This is a genomic window from Halomonas sp. SL18_1 (assembly GCF_055755715.1).
This window is the reverse complement of the sequence record NZ_JBVTRK010000001.1, coordinates 665,205-682,214: the sequence shown is the minus strand read 5'-3', so window position 1 is coordinate 682,214 and position 17,010 is coordinate 665,205. Positions and strand designations below refer to the sequence as shown.

Genomic DNA, 17,010 nt, shown 5'->3' with positions numbered 1-17,010 from the left:
ATGACCACACCCCATGACGACATGACGCCGCTGTTTCTCGACATGATTCGCCGCTTCCTGGAGCAGGAGGTGGCGCCCCACTACGAGGCCTGGGAAACCGCCGGCGAGATGCCGCGCTCGCTGTGGCAAAGGCTCGGCCAGGCGGGCCTGCTGGGCATCGACCTGCCCGAGGCGCTGGGCGGTGCTGGCGCCGACTTCGCCATCGTGCCCATGGCCCTGGAGGAGATCTCCCGCCAGGGCTTCGGCGGGCTTGCCAGCGCCTACAACATCCACGCCAACATCGTCATGCCCTACCTGCTGCATATCGCCACCGAGTCGCAGCAGCAGCGCTGGCTGCCGGCCATGGCCAGGGGCGAGGCGATCGGCGCCATCGCCATGACCGAGCCCGGCGCCGGCAGCGACCTGGCGGCGATGAAGACCCGCGCCCAGCGCACGGAAAGCGGCTGGCGCCTCGACGGCAGCAAGCTGTTCATCACCAACGGCCAGGTGGCCGACCTGGTGATCGTCTGCGCCAAGACCGACCCCGCCGCCGGCGCCAGGGGGTCTCGCTGTTCCTGGTGGACGCCTCGCTGCCCGGCTTCTCGCGGGGCCAGCCGATCAAGAAGATCGGCCAGCACGCCAGCGACACCGCCGAGCTCTTCTTCGACGGCATGGCGCTGCCCGCCGACGCCCTGCTCGGCGAGCCTGGCGCCGGCTTCGCCTACCTGATGCAGGAGCTGCCCCGCGAGCGGCTGGGGGTGGCGGCCCAGGCGCTGGGCGCCATGGAGGGCGCCCTGGCGCTGACCCTGGACTACGTGAAGGAGCGGCGCGCCTTCGGCCGCACGGTGGGCGACTTCCAGAACACCCGCTTCACCCTGGCCGACGTGCGCGCCCAGATCGAGATGGGGCGCGCCTACTTCGCGCAGTGCGTGGGCCGCTACCGCCGGGGCGAGATGAACGCCACCGACGCCGCGGTGCTCAAGCTGCAGCTCAGCGAGATGCAGTGCCGCACCATCGACGACTGCCTGCAGCTGTTCGGCGGCTACGGCTACACCCGCGAATACCCGATCTCACGCTTCTACCTGGACGCCCGCATCCAGACCATCTACGCCGGCACCTCGGAGATCATGCGCGAAGTGATCGCTCGCTCGCTGCTGGGAAAGGCCTAACACTGGAGACACCCCATGCATCTGGATTCCGTCGTCATCCTCGATGGCGTTCGCACCCCCATCGGCGGCTTCGGCGGCAGCCTGGCCGGGCTCGCCCCCACGAGATGGGCACCCTCACCGCCCGGGAAGCGCTCAGCCGCGCCGGGCTGGAGGCCGAGGCCATCGACCACGCCGTCTACGGCCATATCATCACCACCGGCCCCCAGGACGCCTACCTGGCACGCCATATCGCCCGCGACGCCGGCGTGCCCGACAGCGCCGGCGCCTTCAACGTCAACCGGCTGTGCGGCTCCGGCGTGCAGGCGCTGCTCAGCGCCGCCCAGCAGATCGCCCTGGGCGACAGCCATTTCGCCCTGGCCGGCGGCGCCGAATCCATGAGCCGCGGCGCCTATCTGATGCCGCCCCAGGCACGCTTCGGGCTGCGCATGGGCCACGCCGCGGTCACCGACCTGACCCTGGGCATCCTCAGCGACCCCTTCGGCAGCGGCCACATGGGCTGCACCGCCGAGAATATCGCCCGCCGCTACGGCCTGACCCGCGAGGCGGTCGACCAGTTCGCCCTGGAGAGCCACCGCAAGGCCGCCCGCGCCATCTCCGAGGGGCGCTTCACCGACCAGATCCTGCCGGTCAGCGTGCGCGAAGGGAGGGGCGAGCGGGTCTTTGCCCAGGACGAGCACGTGCGTGACGCCATCACCCTGGAGGACCTGGCGCGACTCAGGCCCGCCTTCCAGAAAGACGGCCTGGTCACCGCCGGCAACGCCTCGGGGCTCAACGACGGCGCCGCCAGCCTGGTGCTGGCCGACGCCGACGCGGCCGCCCGCCGCGGCCTGAAGGCCCGGGCGCGGCTGGTCACCGGCACCGTGGCCGGGGTCGAGCCCGAGGTGATGGGCCTGGGGCCGATTCCCGCGGTCACCCGCTGCCTCGAGCAGGCCGGCCTCGGCATCGGCGACATCGACGTCATCGAATCCAACGAGGCTTTCGCCGCCCAGGCCATGGCGGTGGCCCAGGCCCTCGACTTCCCCGCCGAGCGGCTCAACCCCAACGGCGGCGCCGTGGGCCTGGGCCATCCGGTGGGCGCCACCGGCGCGATACTCACGATCAAGGCGCTGGCCGAGCTGGAGCGCATCGCCGGCCGCTACGCCCTGATCACCCTGTGCATCGGCGGCGGCCAGGGCATCGCCCTGCTGATCGAGCGCTTCGGCTGAGCGGGCCCCACCTTCTGCCAGTAAACAACAACGACAAGGAGCCACCCATGAGCACCGTCACTCCCAAGATCCTGCCCGCCACGCCCTCGGCCACCAACCCGCCGCTGTTGATCGGCGACCTGCTCGACTCCGGGGTGCGCATGGCCGGCGACAACCCCATCGTCTACCGCGACCTGAGCCGCCACAGCTACCGCCGCTTCCGCGAGCGGGTCCATCAGCTGGCCCACCTGCTCACCGCCCAGGGCGTGGGCGCCGGGGACGTGGTGGCGGTGCTCGACTGGGACAGCCACCGCTACCTGGAGGCCTTCTTCGCCATCCCCATGCTCGGCGCGGTGCTGCACACGGTGAACGTGCGCCTGGCCCCGGAGCAGATCCACTACACCATGGAGCACGCCGAGGACGACTTCGTGCTGGTGCACGAGGACTTCGTGCCGCTGCTGGAGCCGCTGGCCGAGCGGCTGCCGCGCATCCGCGGCTATCTGCTGTGCCAGGATGAACCCCGTCCCCTGGAGAGCGCCCTGCCGCTGGTGGGCGAATACGAGGCGCTGCTGGCCGAGCAGCCCGGCCACTATGACTTTCCCGTGTTCGACGAGAACGCCGTGGCCACGCTGTTCTACACCACCGGTACCACCGGCAATCCCAAGGGGGTGTTCTTCACCCATCGTCAGCTGGTGCTGCACACCCTGGGCGAGGCCAGTACCTTCCAGTCGCCGGGCTTCGAGCTGCTCAATCGCGACAAGGTGTACATGCCGATCACCCCCATGTTCCACGTCCACGCCTGGGGGGTGCCCTACACCGCTACCCTGATGGGCGCCACCCAGGTCTACCCCGGCCGCTACGAGCCGGAGATGCTGGTCAAGCTGCTGGTGGGCGAGAAGGTCGACTTCTCCCACTGCGTGCCGACGCTGCTCAATATGGTGGTCTCGGCCGAGCCCATCGCCTCGGGCAGGGTCGACCTCTCCGGGTGGAAGGTGCTGGTGGGCGGCAGCCCGCTGACCCAGCCGCTGGCCCGCAAGGCCTGGGAGCTGGGCATCGACACCCGCAGCGCCTACGGCATGTCCGAGACCTGCCCACTGCTGACCGCCGACATCCTGCCCGGGATATCGCCGAGGCGGACTTCGAGACCCAACTGCCGTGGCGCTGCAAGGCCGGGGTCGCCGTGCCGCTGGTCAGCCTGCAGGTGGTCGACGAATCGGGCACCCCGCTGCCCCAGGACGGCGAGAGCGTCGGCGAGGTCAGGGTGCGCGCCCCCTGGCTGACCCAGGGCTACTACAAGGAGCAGACCCGCAGCGAGGAGCTGTGGCGCGACGGCTGGCTGCACACCGGCGACGTCGCCGCCCTGGACGAGCGCAGCTTCCTGCAGATCCGCGACCGCATCAAGGACGTGATCAAGACCGGCGGGGAGTGGATCTCGTCGCTGGAGCTGGAGAACCTGATCGGCCAGGTCCCGGGCATCGAGGAGGTGGCGGTGATCGGCGTGGCCGACGACCAGTGGGGCGAGCGGCCCGCGGCCCTGGCCGTGGCCAGCGACCCGGCGAGCCCGCCCGACGCCGAGGCGGTCAAGGCGTTCCTCACCCGGTTCGTCGAGCAGGGCAAGATCAATCGCTGGGCGATTCCCTCCTTTATCCGCTTCGTCGACGAGATCCCCAAGACCAGCGTGGGCAAGCTCGACAAGAAGCGCATCCGCCAGGAGGTCTGATCGGGCCTACGCTCAGGGGGCGGGGACGGGCGGCGATAGCGCCCGCCGATAGGCGGCAGGCGAGTTGCCCGTCCACGCCTTGAAGGCGCGACTGAAACACGCCAGGTCCTCGAACCCCAGCGCCTCGGAGATCCCCAGCAGGGGCCGGTCGCTGCGAGTCAGGGCCTGGATGGCGTAGTCGCGGCGAAACTCGTCCTTCACCGCCTGGAAGTGGGTGCCCTCGGCGGCCAGTCGCCGGGAGAGGGTGCGCACCGACATGTGCAGCGCCGCCGCCACGTCCCGCACCGAGCCGGAGGTGGCCAGGTTGCGGGAGAGATGCTCGCGCACCCGGTGCGAGACCAGGCGATCCTCGAAGGAGACGTAGAACCAGTCCGCCGGCGCCCGGCGCAGGAAGGCCCCCAGGTGCTTCTTGGTCTGGCGGATCGGCTCGTCCAGCACCGCGCGGTCGAAGTACATGGCCGATTCCGGCCGCTCGAAGCGCACCCGGCCGGGATAGAAGTAGAGGTAGTCGGCGCTGTGGGCCGGCTGGGGGTAGGCGCACTCCATCATGATCGGCGGGATCTTGCGCGCCACCATCCAGGAGGCGATGCCGTGGAACAGCTTGAGCATCAGCTCGTGGACGAGGATGCGGCTGCCCGCCGGCGGCTGCCGTTCCACCAGCGCCACCCGTGCCAGCTCCCCCTCGACGGAGTAGTCGTAGCCGAAGTCATCGAGCAGAATACGAAAGAACAGCGTGTAGCGGTGCAGCGCCACCTTCAGGGTCGGCGCCTCGAGCACGCTCAGGCAGAGCAGCTTGAGGGTGCCGCCGCGCAGCGGCCGGGCGAAGAAGCCCGGCGTCTCGTCGTCGCACTCGTTGACCAGCAGCCGATAGAGCTCGGCGAACTGCTCCACGGTGACCCGCCCGTGGGGCGCCTCGAGCAGAAAGGGCGAGATCCCTGCGCGCTTGAGATAGGCGGCCTGGTCGCGGGCGATGGCCGGCACGCCGCGAAACAGCTCGTTGACGAAATGCATCGAGACCGTGACGGTCAAGGCAGCGTCTCCTCTGGGACCAGTGAAGCACGAAGGTACTAGCAGCCTGTCGGATTTGACTGATCGTCGCGAAGCAGATCAGTGTTAAGTCCGACAGGCTGCTAGACTGCATCTTGCCATTGATGGAGTAACTCGCAATGCGCTTGACGTATGAACAGACCAGAGTCCTGCGCGACATCGTGCGCGACCTGGCCGATGACGAGGCCGAGATACGGGTGTTCGGCTCCCGCCTGGATGACAGACGCCGCGGAGGAGACCTCGACATCCTGATCATCACGATGGAGCCACTGCCGCGCCTGGCACTGGCCGAGATCAAATACGCGCTGGAACAGGCGCTCTACCTGCCTGTGGATATCCTGAATTATACACAGGGCCAGCCCCCGACCCCGTTTCAGGCTATCGCCCTCTCACAAGCCCAACCCTTGGATGATGCGGCATGAGTACCGATCTACTTGCCGAGCAGCATCGCCACTTGGCCAGGCTGCTCGAGGCCATCCAGCGTTGTGCCTGGTTCCTCCATGAGTCCGACGCCAAGATGGAATGGCCCATTGAGGCCGACTGGCTGGGTCATCACAAGAAGGATGTGGAACTCTTCGAGACCCTGGCCGCCATCAATGAGCGGTTTGCCAAGCTGCAGGATTCCCTTGCCTCCGCCATGCGCCACAGCGCGCTGTTGATGGGTGAGCCTACCGACAGTTTCCTCAAGGTGCTGGCTTTCTTCGAGAAGCAGGGCGTGATCGACTCCATGGGGGATTGGCAACGCTGCCGAGCCGTACGCAATATGGCGGCTCATGACTACGCCACGGACTACGGTGAGATCGCCGAGCACTTCAACCTGCTCCATGAGCTCAGCAGCTTGCTGTTCCAGACGGCACGAAAGCTGATTCAGCTTTGCCATAGTCTGCTCGGGATCGAGCCAGCTTCCACCGACTTCACTGAAGAGTTCGAACGTATCTTCGCCTAGGCAACCCGCCTATGGGAGGATGAGTCTTCCCCCAACAAAGGCGTGGTCATGCTGGAATTCCATCAGGTTCACAAGGCCTACCCCACTCCCCAGGGGCCCCTCGAGGTGCTGGACGGCATCGACTTGCGGCTCGATGCCGGGGAGAGCCTGGCGCTGATGGGCGAGTCCGGCAGCGGCAAGTCGACCCTGCTGCACCTGGCGGCGGGGCTCGACCTGCCGGATCGCGGCGAGATCCGCCTCGAGGGGCAGGCCCTCTCGGCGCTGGCCGAGCCGGCCCGGGCGCGGCTGCGCCGCGACGCACTGGGCCTGGTGTTCCAGCAGTTCCACCTGGTGCCAAGCCTCAACGTGGCCGACAACCTGCGCCTGCAGGCGCGGCTGGCCGGCCGCGAGCGCGCCGACTGGTCGGCGTATCTGCTGCAACGCCTGGGCCTTGCCGGCCTCGAGACGCGCTACCCCGAGCAGCTCTCCGGCGGCCAGCAGCAGCGCCTGGCCATCGGCCGCGCCCTGGCCCCGCGCCCGGCGCTGCTGCTGGCCGACGAGCCCACCGGCAACCTGGATGAGGCCACCGCCGACGGCGTGCTCGCTCTGCTGCTCGAGCTGGTCAGCGAGAGCGGCAGCGCCCTGCTGGTGGTCACCCATAGCCCCCACGTGGCCGCGCCGCTGGACCGCTGCCTGCGGCTGACCCGCGGGCAGCTGACCCCCGTCGCCCTGACGGAGCCGGCCCGCTGATGCTCACCGCCCTGGCCACCCTGCTCTCCCACTACAAGCGCCACCCCGGCCAGCTGGCCATGCTGCTGCTGGGCCTCTGGGTGGCCAGCGCCCTGTGGAGCGGCGTGCAGGCGATCAACGCCTCGGCCCGGGACAGCTACGCCCGCGCCGAGGCGCTGTTCACCACCGGGCTCGACCGCCTGGAGCGCCGCGACGGCGAGCCACTGACCCGCGACGATTACCTGGCCCTGCGCCGCGCCGGCCTGCCGGTCTCGCCGCTGCTCGAGGGCACCCTGGACGCTCCCGATGGCAGCCGGCTGACGCTGATCGGCATCGACCCCCTCACCCTGCCCGGCGACAGCGCCTTCGCCGCCGCCAGCGGCACCGCTCCCCTGAACGACTTCCTGCAGCCGCCCTGGCAGACCCGGCTGGCCTCCGACAGCCTGGCCGCCCTGGGGGTGGCGCCGCGCGAGGCCGAGGGCGCCACCCCCGCCCTGGCCGACGGCCGGCGGCTGCCGCCGCTGGTCCTGGCACCCGCCCTGCCGCCGGATACCCTGGTGATGGATCTCGCCGCCGCGGCTGACCTGCTGGCGCGCGGCGAGACCCTGTCGCGGCTGGTCACCCGGCCGGACGCCCTGGAGGTCGCCCCCGAGGGGCTGACGCTGACCCGCGCCGAGACCCTGGCCTCGCCGGGCCAGCTCACCGAGAGCTTCCATCTCAATCTCACCGCCATGGCGCTGCTGGCGCTGGTGGTGGGGCTGTTCATCGTGCAGGCGGCGCTGGGCCTGGCCCTGGAGCAGCGCCTCGGCCTGCTGCGCACCCTGCGTGCCCTGGGGGTGTCGGGCCGGCGCCTGGTCGCCCTGCTGGTCGCCGAGCTGGTGCTGCTGGGCCTGGTCGGCGCCCTGGCCGGGATCGTCAGCGGCGTCTGGCTGGCGCGCGCGCTGCTGCCCGACGTGGCCGCCACCCTGGGCAGCCTCTATGGCGCCGGGGTGGGCACCGAACTCAGCCTGCCCTGGCACTACTGGGCCGGCGGGTTCGCCGTCACCCTGGGCGGCCTCTTCCTGGCCGGCAGCGGCGTACTGTGGCGCGCGGCCAGGCTCAACGTGCTGGGGCTGGGCCAGGCGCGGGCCTGGCGCGCCGGCTTTCACCGCCAGCTCCGGCTGATGACCCTGGCCGGCGCGGCGGTGGCCGCGCTGGGGCTCGGCCTCTGGGCCTGGCTGGCCGGCCAGCCCCCCGGCGAGGGGCTCATCGCCGGCTTCGGCCTGGTCGCTGCGCTGCTGCTGGCCAGCGCCCTGTGGCTGCCGCCGCTGCTGGCGGCGGGGCTCGCGGGGCTGGAGCGCCTGGCCAGGCGCCGCCCGCTGACCCAGTGGGCGCTGGCCGACCTGCAGCTGCAGCTGCCGCGGCTGTCGCTGGCGATGATGGCACTGCTGATCGCGCTCTCCGCCAACCTGGGGGTGAGCAGCATGGTGGGCGGCTTTCGCCTGACCTTCCTCGACTGGCTCGACCAGCGCCTGGTCGCCGACCTCTACTTCCGTCCACCGCCGGCCCAGTACGAGGCGATCGACGCCTGGCTGGCCGAGCGCCCGGAGGTGGCCGAGCGGCTACCCACCCGACGCAGCGAGGCCACGCTGCTCGCCGGAAACGGCGACGCCCCGCGCAGCGCGCCGGTGAGCCTCTACGGCATCCCCCCGGGGAGTCGCTGATGCCCCACTGGCCGCTGCTGGCCACCCGCGACGGGAGAACGGCCGCCTGGCAGGCCTTTCGTCAGGGCGAGGCCTTTATCAACGAGCAGCTGGCCATCGCCTCCGGCCTCGCCCCCGGCGACCGCCTGACGCTGGACACCCCCCAGGGCCGGGAGAGGGTCAGGGTGGCCGCCATCTATCCCGACTACGGCAATACCCGCCGCGAGGTACTGTTCAGCACCGAGGTGCTGGCCAGCCGCTTCAACGCCCCGCCGGGCTCGCTGGGCATCGTGCTCGCCGAGGGGGCCGACGACGGCGACCTGGCCCGCGAGCTGGGCGAGCGGTTCGCGCTGGCCCGCGACAGCCTGGTGGACCAGCGCGAGGTGAAGCGCATCGCCACCGAGATCTTCGAGCGCACCTTCACCATCACCCGGGCGCTCAGCGCCCTGACCCTGGGCGTGGCCGCCCTGGCGCTGCTGGCCAGCCTGCTCGCCCAGGCCCGGGAGCGCCGCGCCCAGCTGGCGCCGCTATGGGCGCTGGGGGTACCCCGGGCCCGGCTGGTCCGGGTGCAGCTGGCCCAGCTGGGCACCGCGGCCCTGGCCACCGGCGCCCTGGCCGTGCCGCTGGGCATCGCCCTGGCGCTGGGGCTGGTGGCGGTGATCAACGTCGCCGCCTTCGGCTGGCGCCTGCCGCTCTATCTCTTCCCGGGCGAGATGGCGCTGACCCTGGCCACGGCGGTCGGCGTCGCCCTGCTGGCCACCGCCCTGCCGGCCCTGCGCCTGTGGCGCTCGCCGCCCCGCGCCCTGCTCGCCGAGGAGGGCGGTCCATGAGCCGTCTCGCCCCCGCCGCGATGCTGCTGGCGCTGCTGGCCCTGGCCGGCTGCGACGCCGCCCCGCCCGCGGAGGACGACGCGGCGCCGGCCGGTTTCGCCGGCCTGGGCGAGGCCGCCGGCGACTTCGCCCAGGCGCGTCCCGGCACGCCGCTGCGCTTCCCCGAGGATCACGGCCCCCACCCCGACCATCGCATCGAATGGTGGTACCTCACCGCCAACCTCCGCGACGACCGGGGTGACCCCCTGGGCCTGCAGTGGACGCTGTTTCGCCAGGCGCTGGTGCCGCCGGACGAGCGACCGCCACCGGGCCCCTGGGTGGCCGACCAGCTGTGGATGGCACACCTGGCGGTCTCCCGGGGCGAAACCCACCGGGTGGCGGAGCGCTTCGCCCGCAGCCACTCCCGGGATGACGACGGCCAGGCCGGGGTGCGCGCCCACCCCTTCCATGCCTGGCTCGACGACTGGGCGCTGACCACCCGGGTGGAAGACCCCGACGCCGACACCTTTCCCGGCTGACCCTCTCCGCCTTCGACGGCGAGGGCGAGGCGCGCGTCGGCTACCGGCTAGACCTCACCGCCGAGGGGCCCCTGGTGCGCCACGGGGAGGCGGGGTTCAGCCAGAAGGCTGCCGACGGCCAGGGCTCGATGTACGTCAGCCAGCCCTTCTGGCGCATCGAGGGGGAGGTGACCCTGGAAGGCGAGACCCGGGCGGTCAGCGGGCGCGGCTGGCTCGACCGGGAGTGGAGCAGCCAGCTGCTGGGGCCCGAGCAGCAGGGCTGGGACTGGTTCGCCCTGCACCTGGCCGACGGCCACCGGCTGATGGCCTTCCGGCTGCGCGGCGGCGGCGAGGCGGGCGGCGACTATCGCTCGGGCACCTGGATCACCCCCGAGGGCGATCCCCGGCCCCTGGCCCCGGACGAGCTGGCGCTGACGCCCCTGGCCACCTCGGCCGTGGCGGGCCGCGAGGTGCCCACCCGCTGGCGCCTCGAGGTGCCAGCCGCCGAGCTCGACCTGGTCGTCGAGGCGCCCCACGCCGAACGCTGGATGGACACCAGCGTGCCCTACTGGGAAGGCGAGGTGATCGCCTTCGACCGCGAGAGCGAGGCGCGCCTGGGCGAGGGCTACCTGGAGATGACCGGCTATTGACAGGCGATTATTTCATAAGCCTGCTATCGATCTTCCCGTCGCGAACCACTATCCTGAAGGCAGTCCCCTGTTCGGAGCTCGCCATGCTGCCCAGTCTCTTTATCTCCCACGGCTCCCCCATGCTGGCGCTCACCGAGACGCCGGCCCACGGCTTCCTGCGCGAACTCGGCCGGGAGCTCCGCCCCGAGGCGGTGGTGGTGGTCTCGGCCCACTGGGCCAGCCGATCGCTGCTGGTCAGCACCAGCGCCCGGCCCGAGACGATCCACGACTTCGGCGGCTTTCCCCGGGAGCTCTACGAGTGCCAGTACCCCGCCCCGGGCGACCCCGAGCTGGCGCGGCGCCTGGCCCGGCAGCTCAACGCCGTTCCCACCGAGCGCGGCCTGGACCACGGCGCCTGGGTGCCACTGTCGCTGCTGTTCCCCGAGGCGGAGGTGCCGGTGGTCTCGCTGTCGCTGCCGGTGGAGTGGTCCAACGCCGAGCTGGTGGCGCTGGGCGAGAAGCTCGCGGGACTTCGCGAGGCGGGCGTGCTGGTGATCGGTTCGGGCAGCCTGACCCACAACCTCTACGAGATGCAGCCCCAGGACGCTGCCATGCCGGCCTGGGTCGGCGAGTTCGCCGACTGGGTGCACGCGCGCCTGACGGCGGACGACCGCGAGGCGCTCATGCAGTGGGAGACGGCCCCGCGGGCCCGGGAAAACCACCCCACGCCGGAGCACTTCCAGCCGCTGCTGGTGGCCATGGGCGCCGGGGGGCCGGGCAAGCGGCTGCACCACAGCGTGGAGCACGGCGTGCTGGCCATGGACGTCTACGCCTTCGGCTGATCGATCGGGAACGGCCGCCTCCCGGGCACGCCCCTCAGTGGCGTGCCCGGAAGTGCTGTTCCCCGGCGCCACATCGTTGCGCACGGCGGTCAGCAATTCGGCATCCAGGCTCGGATCGTCGAGCGCCAGCAGCCCGCATTGCGCCAGGGCCTCGCGCACGCCCACCTGCTCATCGAGACGCTCATAGAGGACGCGTACGCAGCAGGGCATGCGCTCGCTGCTGTCCGCCACGCCGAGCTTGAGGCCGGTGAGCCGCTTCACCTGGCTCTGGAAGCTCGGGAAGAGGATGGTCTGAGTAACCTCATGACCATTGAGGGTCTCGTGGTCCACCAGGAAGATGCGGTCAGCCAACTTGACGGCTACGCCCTGGTAGCGATTGTGACAGGGTCGGGGATTGGCCGGGGTCTGCATGCGCTCGGTGCGCTGGTAGACGACGCCGCTCTCCCGCTCCTCCAGGCACACCAGGGTGCGGATCAGGTGCCCGGGCCGTGACATCGAGTGGTAGTACTCGAAATAGCAGCCCAGGTAGCGCGCCATGTCCTCACGGCCGCTGTGCAGCAGCGCATCCGGCCAGCCCACCCCCGACACCTGGGTCGACTCGGTCGGCCCCGTCCGGCCTGCACCAAAGTGCAGAAGTCCTCATGGGGCAGGTAGAGCTCATGCTCCTCCACGCCGAAGAAGGCGCAGAGGCGCCGCATGGCGGCATGCCTAGGGCGGTAGCGCCCCGTCAGGTAGCGATTGAACTGGGCCCGATTGATCTCCAGCCGTCGGCACACCTCCGCAATGGACGGGTAGTAGCTGCACAGCAGACGCAGGTTAGCGACGAAGTCGTCTTGCATGAAGTGCTCCTCGGAGCCCTGGCTGAATGGTGCACGCCAAGTGGTGCAGTCTGACTCACTCAGCTTTGCGGATAGTGCACTGGAGTGCAACGGAGCGCCAAGTCACATTGCCCCGCTCATCTGCTTCAATTCTCTCATGTGCGTTGCGCCATCGCGCCAACCGTTTCCCATCGGCCCATCCCAATAACAAGTGACCGAAGGCAACCCAATGATACGCAAGAATTTCTGGTCCGGGCTAGGTGTTGCCGCCGTGACGGTGCTGCTGCTGACCTGGATCATTCCCACCTACGGCGGCAGCGGCTTCGCGTTCGGCCTGCAGCCCCAGCGGCTGGCCACCCTCGGCGCCTGGCTGATCCTCGGCTGCTCCATCACCCTCTCGGTGGTAAGCGCCATCGCCCTGAAGCGCCGCGGCGAGCCCTTCGCCATCCTTCCCGATCTCGGCCACCTCTGGCACCAGGCGTGGCCGTTTCTGTATGTGCTCGGCTTCATCGCCTTGATCGACCGCTTCCCGTTGACCTGGGTGGCGCCGGCCCTGATCGGCGGCCTGCTGCTGCTGCTCGGCGAACGCCGCTGGTACGTGGTGGTGTTGACCGCCGCCGTCCCCACCGCCGGCCTCTATGGCCTCACGGCCCACCTGATGCGCATCGGAGTGGTATGACATGATCGGATTCGACGCCATCCTCGGCTCCTTCGCCGCCGCCTTCCACTACGAGTCCATCGCCATCATCCTCGGCGGGGTGCTGCTCGGCTATATCGTCGGCGTGATCCCGGGGCTCAACCGGGCGGTGGCCATCGCCATCGCCATCCCGCTGACCTTCTACATGTCGGCCTACGCCGCCATCGCCTTTCTGATCGGCCTCTCCAAGGGCACCGCCGCCGGCAGCGCGGTCTCGGCCATCTTGCTCAACACCCCGGGGGAGCCCTCCTCGGCGGCCACCTGCCTCGACGGCTACCCCATGGCCAGCTCCGGCAAGCCCCGCAAGGCCCTCAAGGTGGGCCTGCTCGCCTCGGTGATCGGCGACCTGCTCGCCACCCTGCTGCTGATCGCGGTGGCCATCCCCTTCGCCTCGGTGGCCCTCAAGTTCGGCCCCTACGAGCTGACCGCCATCCTGATCTTCGCCCTGGTGTTCATCGCCGGCATGGCGGGGGCTCCTTCCTCAAGGGCCTGGCCGCCGGCGGCATGGGGGTGATCCTCGGCACCGTGGGCCTCGACCCCGAGACCGGCGCCATGCGCCTCACCTTCGGCCATGCCGAGCTCATGGAGGGCGTGCCGATCCTGCCCCTGGTGATCGGCACCCTGGCGCTCGCCGAGATGTTCGTGCAGCTCGAGGAGTATCGCCGCAACAAGGACGCCAGCGTCATCAAGCTGGGCAAGAATGCCGACGACGACCTCTCCTACCAGGAGTTCAAGGGCACCCTGCCGACCATCTTCAAGAGCACCGGGGTGGGCGCCTTCGTCGGTGCCTTGCCGGGGCTTGGCCCCTCGGTGGGGGCCTTCATGGCCTACGGCCTGGCCAAGCGGACCGCCAAGGACCCGGACAGCTTCGGCAAGGGCAACCCCAACGGCATCGCCGCCGCCGAGGCCTCCGACAACGCGGTGATTCCCGCCAGCTACATTCCGCTGTTCGGCCTGGGCATTCCCGGCAGCGTCTCGGCCGCCCTGCTGGTCGGCGCCTTCATGATCCACGGCATCCAGGTGGGGCCGCTGATGCTGCGTGACCACCCCGAGATGCTGTTCACGCTGTTCTCGGGGATGATCGTGGCGAGCCTGCTGATGCTGGCCGTGGGCTGGTACGGCCTGCGCATCTTCGCCCGGGTCACCAGCGTCCCGCCGCATATCGTGATCTCGGTGGTGATCTTCCTCTGCCTGGCCGGCATCCAGGTGCAGGGCTACGGCACCTTCGGGCTGCTCACCGTCTTCGTCTTCGCGATCTTCGGCTACTTCCTGAAGACGTTCGACTACTCCTTCGTGACCTTCCTGGTGGCCTTCATCGTCACCCCGATGCTGGAAATGAACCTGCGCCAGTCGGTGATCCTTTCCGGCGGCGAGATCAGCATCCTGCTGGAGCGCCCCATCGCCCTGGCCTTCGTCGTGTTCACGGTGCTGATGGTGCTGCACCTGGGCTGGACCAGCTATCGGCGCTGGATGCAGGCCAGGCACAAGGCCAAGCCGGTGTGATCCCCTGGCCGGCCACCGGGCCGGCTGTTACCACGGCCCCAGGGCCATCGCAGCACAACCCCCACAACAACGCCACCAACGAGGTTCCTAACATGAAGATGAAACTGCTGAGCACCGCCGTTCTCTCCGCCGCCATGGCCCTCGGCGCCGCCGGCCAGGTCCAGGCCGACGACTTCCCGTCCAAGCCGCTGACCCTGGTGGTCGGCTGGGGCGCCGGCGGCAGCACCGACATCCAGGCCCGGGTGCTGGCCGACATCATGACCGAGGAGCTCGGCCAGCCGGTCAACGTGGTCAACCAGCCCGGCGCCGGCGGCGGCGTGGCCCTGGCGCGCCTGGCCAACAGCACCGACGAGGGCTACACCTTCGTCTTCGGCACCTCCATGACCATCACCTTCGGACCGCTCTCTACCGAGACCACCTACGACCTGGATGACTTCCGCTATGTGGCCGGCGTGACCCTGGGCCAGTCGGCCCTGGTCACCGGCGAGAACCGCCCCTTCGGCGACAGCTGGGACGACCTGGTGGAGTACGCCCGCGAGAACCCGGGCACCAGCTACGCCAACCAGACCGCCCTGGACCGCATGATCATCGAGTACATCGCCCAGCGCGAAGGGCTCGACCTGCGTATCGTGCCCACCTCCGGCGGCGCCGGCATGGCCCCGCTGATCCTCTCCGGCGACGTGGACTTCGCCTACAGCGGCGGCACCCACTCCGGCTACGCCGAGACCGGCGAGATGCCGGTGCTGCTGAGCCTGGCCGAGGATCGCCTGGTGGCCTACCCGGACGCCCCCACCCTCCAGGAGGCCGGCTACGACATCAACGCCGCCGAGATCCGGGTGGCCATGGTGCCCAAGGACACCCCGGACGCCCACGTCGAGCGCCTCGCCGAAGCGCTGAAGGCGGCCACCGAGGACGAGCGCTTCCTTGAAGTCACCGAGGAGCGCATCCTGATGCCGGTGACCTGGATGCCCGAGGACGAGGTCACCCAGACCCTCGCCGACCAGGTCGAGGGCTACAAGGCGCTGCTCGAGGAGCTCGGCGGCCTGCCGCAAGACGAGGAGTGATCGACACACATTGCCCAGTGTAAGCGGGCAGTGACACCGCGCCCGAGGCCAGCGAAGAGCGGCCTCGGGCGTTTTTTGGGGTTCAGCGCAGACTGGCGTGAATGGGCCTTGATAGGGGTCGGGAAGGGCTGTGCCCTCCCGCCCTCCGAACCGTGCGTGCGGTTCTCCCGCACACGGCTCTCCAGTCGATGGTTTTCCTCATCGGGATTGGCTCGCGTACCGCCAGGCTCCGGCTAGGGTGAAGAGCCCCGCAGTCGCGAAGAACGTATTAGACCAGCGCCGTATGTCCGACCGGGTGTTGCCATGCCCCGGACGCTTCTCCTGCTTGCGCAGCATGGCCCGAAGACGTCGACGAATGAAGCCGTCCAGAGGACGGAACGTCGTCCGATAGGCATGCTGGAAGTAGCCGAACCAACCTCTCAGCATGGGGTTCAGCGAGGCAATGACGTGCCGTAGGCTCTTGCCTTCCGTACGCCGCGTCTTGCTTCTCACCTTGTCCTTGAACGCCTTAAGGCTCTTCTTGCGGACCCAGCGCCTGCCCGCCTCGAAGCGGTAGCCCAGGAAGTCGAAGCCCTGTCCCTGTTGCCGGCAATCGCCGACATGGGTCTTGTCGGGGTGCAGGGTCAGGCCATTCGCCGCCACCCATTCCTGTACGTGGGCCAGGGCTTGCCGGGCCTCCTGCTCGCTGTGGCAGAGAATGACGAAGTCATCGGCGTACCGCACCATACGGTAGCCGTGCTGTGTCACTTCCTGGTCCAGCGGATGCAGGTAGACGTTCGCCAACAAGGGGCTGATGATCGCTCCTTGTGGCGTCCCTGACGTGGGTGTCCATCGGCTCATGTCGCTGACAATATCCTGGCTCAACCAGCTTCGTAGCAAGGCCAGCAGTCGGCCGTCGCTGATCCGTCCTTCGACGCGGGCCATCAGACGGTCGTGCGGGATGCTATCGAAATAGCCTTGCAGATCCGCATCCACCACCCAGGTCATGCCCGCCTTGAGCGCGTCATCAACGTCTCGCAAGGCATCCTTGCAGCCTCTTCCCGGCCGGAAGCCGTAGCTCATCGGCAGGAACTCATGCTCGAAGATCGGTTCGATCACCCGCTTGACCGCCGCCTGGACAATACGGTCCTTGACGGTCGGAATGCCCAGCGGGCGCATCTTGCCGTTGCCCTTGGGGATCTCGACGCGTCGCACCGCTTGCGGGCGGTAACGCCCCGCTGCCAGGTCGGCCTGGAGCTCCTCAAGATAGCGCTCGGCCTGCGATGCGAAGCGTGACACGCTTTGCCGGTCGACCTCCGCCGCTCCCTGATTGCGGTAGACCTGTAGCCAGGCATCCACCAGGGTCGACGAGCGGTATACCTTGTCGATCAGACTGAACCACTTACGTCCTTTGACGCCGTTATCCAGCGCCGCCAACATGCGGTCCGTCCAGATCGAGCGGTCAACCCTCGCCATCGTGGCGGATGATGACGCATCTTGTTTAGCCCCATCGTGGGGCACTGTCGATGCTGTGCTGTCGCGTTCGCTCATCTCTGGTCGTCTCTCGCATCCATCTTCCTGCCTCCCTTCCCTCGGCGCAGGTTCTGTTCTCTGCGCCTCCTGTGCGGCGCCTTGGCGGTAGGCAGAGTCCGCGCTCCAGCATCTCTCGATCCCGGCTTTCGCCGGGATGAGCCGTGGCCAGGGCGTGATCCGCAC

14 protein-coding genes and 4 pseudogenes are annotated in these 17,010 nt (G+C 69.5%); 15 read left to right on the top strand and 3 right to left on the bottom strand.

Annotated features, from left to right (window positions below; translation table 11 throughout):
• The 3 pseudogenes from ACSJDS_RS03525 (at position 1) to ACSJDS_RS03515 (ending at position 4,052) form a co-directional block, all read left to right on the top strand.
• Positions 1–1,148 (top strand): annotated as a pseudogene (locus tag ACSJDS_RS03525) (acyl-CoA dehydrogenase family protein).
• A gap of 15 nt (positions 1,149–1,163) precedes the next feature.
• Positions 1,164–2,353 (top strand): annotated as a pseudogene (bktB, locus tag ACSJDS_RS03520) (beta-ketothiolase BktB).
• Between the two features lie 47 nt (positions 2,354–2,400).
• Positions 2,401–4,052 (top strand): annotated as a pseudogene (locus ACSJDS_RS03515) (fatty acid--CoA ligase).
• Positions 4,053–4,064: 12 nt separating this feature from the next.
• Here ACSJDS_RS03515 and ACSJDS_RS03510 read toward each other — a convergent pair.
• Positions 4,065–5,081, bottom strand: coding sequence for an AraC family transcriptional regulator (locus tag ACSJDS_RS03510; RefSeq protein ID WP_473032128.1), 1,017 nt, complete (start codon positions 5,079–5,081; stop codon positions 4,065–4,067).
• Between the two features lie 137 nt (positions 5,082–5,218).
• Here ACSJDS_RS03510 and ACSJDS_RS03505 point away from each other — a divergent pair, with 137 nt between their 5' ends.
• The 9 genes from ACSJDS_RS03505 (at position 5,219) to ACSJDS_RS03465 (ending at position 11,725) form a co-directional block, all read left to right on the top strand.
• Entirely contained in the window at positions 5,219–5,521 is a 303-nt protein-coding gene (locus tag ACSJDS_RS03505; protein WP_473032127.1) for a nucleotidyltransferase family protein, read from the top strand.
• Entirely contained in the window at positions 5,518–6,045 is a 528-nt protein-coding gene (locus ACSJDS_RS03500; protein ID WP_473032126.1) for a hypothetical protein, read from the top strand. The genes ACSJDS_RS03505 and ACSJDS_RS03500 overlap by 4 nt, the downstream gene beginning before the upstream one ends.
• Before the next feature lie 48 nt (positions 6,046–6,093).
• A complete protein-coding gene (locus ACSJDS_RS03495) occupies positions 6,094–6,774 on the top strand; it encodes an ABC transporter ATP-binding protein (RefSeq protein WP_473032125.1) in 681 nt (226 codons plus the stop codon).
• A complete protein-coding gene (locus tag ACSJDS_RS03490; protein ID WP_473032124.1) occupies positions 6,774–8,456 on the top strand; it encodes an FtsX-like permease family protein in 1,683 nt (560 codons plus the stop codon). The genes ACSJDS_RS03495 and ACSJDS_RS03490 overlap by 1 nt, the downstream gene beginning before the upstream one ends.
• Positions 8,456–9,265 carry an FtsX-like permease family protein gene (locus ACSJDS_RS03485; protein WP_473032123.1) on the top strand — a complete coding sequence of 270 codons (810 nt, stop codon included), beginning with the start codon at positions 8,456–8,458 and terminating at the stop codon, positions 9,263–9,265. Before ACSJDS_RS03490 ends, ACSJDS_RS03485 begins: the two co-directional genes overlap by 1 nt.
• Complete coding sequence (locus tag ACSJDS_RS03480) at positions 9,262–9,783, top strand: lipocalin-like domain-containing protein (protein ID WP_473032122.1); 522 nt, start codon at positions 9,262–9,264, stop codon at positions 9,781–9,783. Before ACSJDS_RS03485 ends, ACSJDS_RS03480 begins: the two co-directional genes overlap by 4 nt.
• Positions 9,784–9,857: 74 nt before the next feature.
• Positions 9,858–10,412, top strand: coding sequence for a lipocalin family protein (locus ACSJDS_RS03475; RefSeq protein WP_473032121.1), 555 nt, complete (start codon positions 9,858–9,860; stop codon positions 10,410–10,412).
• Between the two features lie 83 nt (positions 10,413–10,495).
• Positions 10,496–11,233, top strand: a complete 738-nt coding sequence (locus ACSJDS_RS03470) for a DODA-type extradiol aromatic ring-opening family dioxygenase (protein WP_473032120.1) — start codon at positions 10,496–10,498, stop codon at positions 11,231–11,233.
• A gap of 42 nt (positions 11,234–11,275) precedes the next feature.
• Positions 11,276–11,725, top strand: coding sequence for a hypothetical protein (locus tag ACSJDS_RS03465; protein ID WP_473032119.1), 450 nt, complete (start codon positions 11,276–11,278; stop codon positions 11,723–11,725).
• Here ACSJDS_RS03465 and ACSJDS_RS03460 read toward each other — a convergent pair.
• Positions 11,707–12,072 carry a helix-turn-helix domain-containing protein gene (locus tag ACSJDS_RS03460; protein ID WP_473032118.1) on the bottom strand — a complete coding sequence of 122 codons (366 nt, stop codon included), beginning with the start codon at positions 12,070–12,072 and terminating at the stop codon, positions 11,707–11,709. The two genes, ACSJDS_RS03465 and ACSJDS_RS03460, sit on opposite strands and share 19 nt — an antisense overlap.
• 208 nt (positions 12,073–12,280) lie before the next feature.
• Here ACSJDS_RS03460 and ACSJDS_RS03455 point away from each other — a divergent pair, with 208 nt between their 5' ends.
• From ACSJDS_RS03455 to ACSJDS_RS03445, 3 genes and pseudogenes are all read left to right on the top strand, one after another.
• Positions 12,281–12,730 carry a hypothetical protein gene (locus ACSJDS_RS03455; RefSeq protein ID WP_473032117.1) on the top strand — a complete coding sequence of 150 codons (450 nt, stop codon included), beginning with the start codon at positions 12,281–12,283 and terminating at the stop codon, positions 12,728–12,730.
• A gap of 1 nt (position 12,731) precedes the next feature.
• A pseudogene (locus tag ACSJDS_RS03450) lies at positions 12,732–14,251 on the top strand (tripartite tricarboxylate transporter permease).
• Between the two features lie 92 nt (positions 14,252–14,343).
• Complete coding sequence (locus ACSJDS_RS03445; protein ID WP_473032116.1) at positions 14,344–15,315, top strand: Bug family tripartite tricarboxylate transporter substrate binding protein; 972 nt, start codon at positions 14,344–14,346, stop codon at positions 15,313–15,315.
• 198 nt (positions 15,316–15,513) lie between these two features.
• Here ACSJDS_RS03445 and ltrA read toward each other — a convergent pair whose 3' ends face one another.
• Entirely contained in the window at positions 15,514–16,845 is a 1,332-nt protein-coding gene (gene ltrA, locus ACSJDS_RS03440; RefSeq protein WP_473032115.1) for a group II intron reverse transcriptase/maturase, read from the bottom strand.
• Positions 16,846–17,010: the final 165 nt, after the last annotated feature.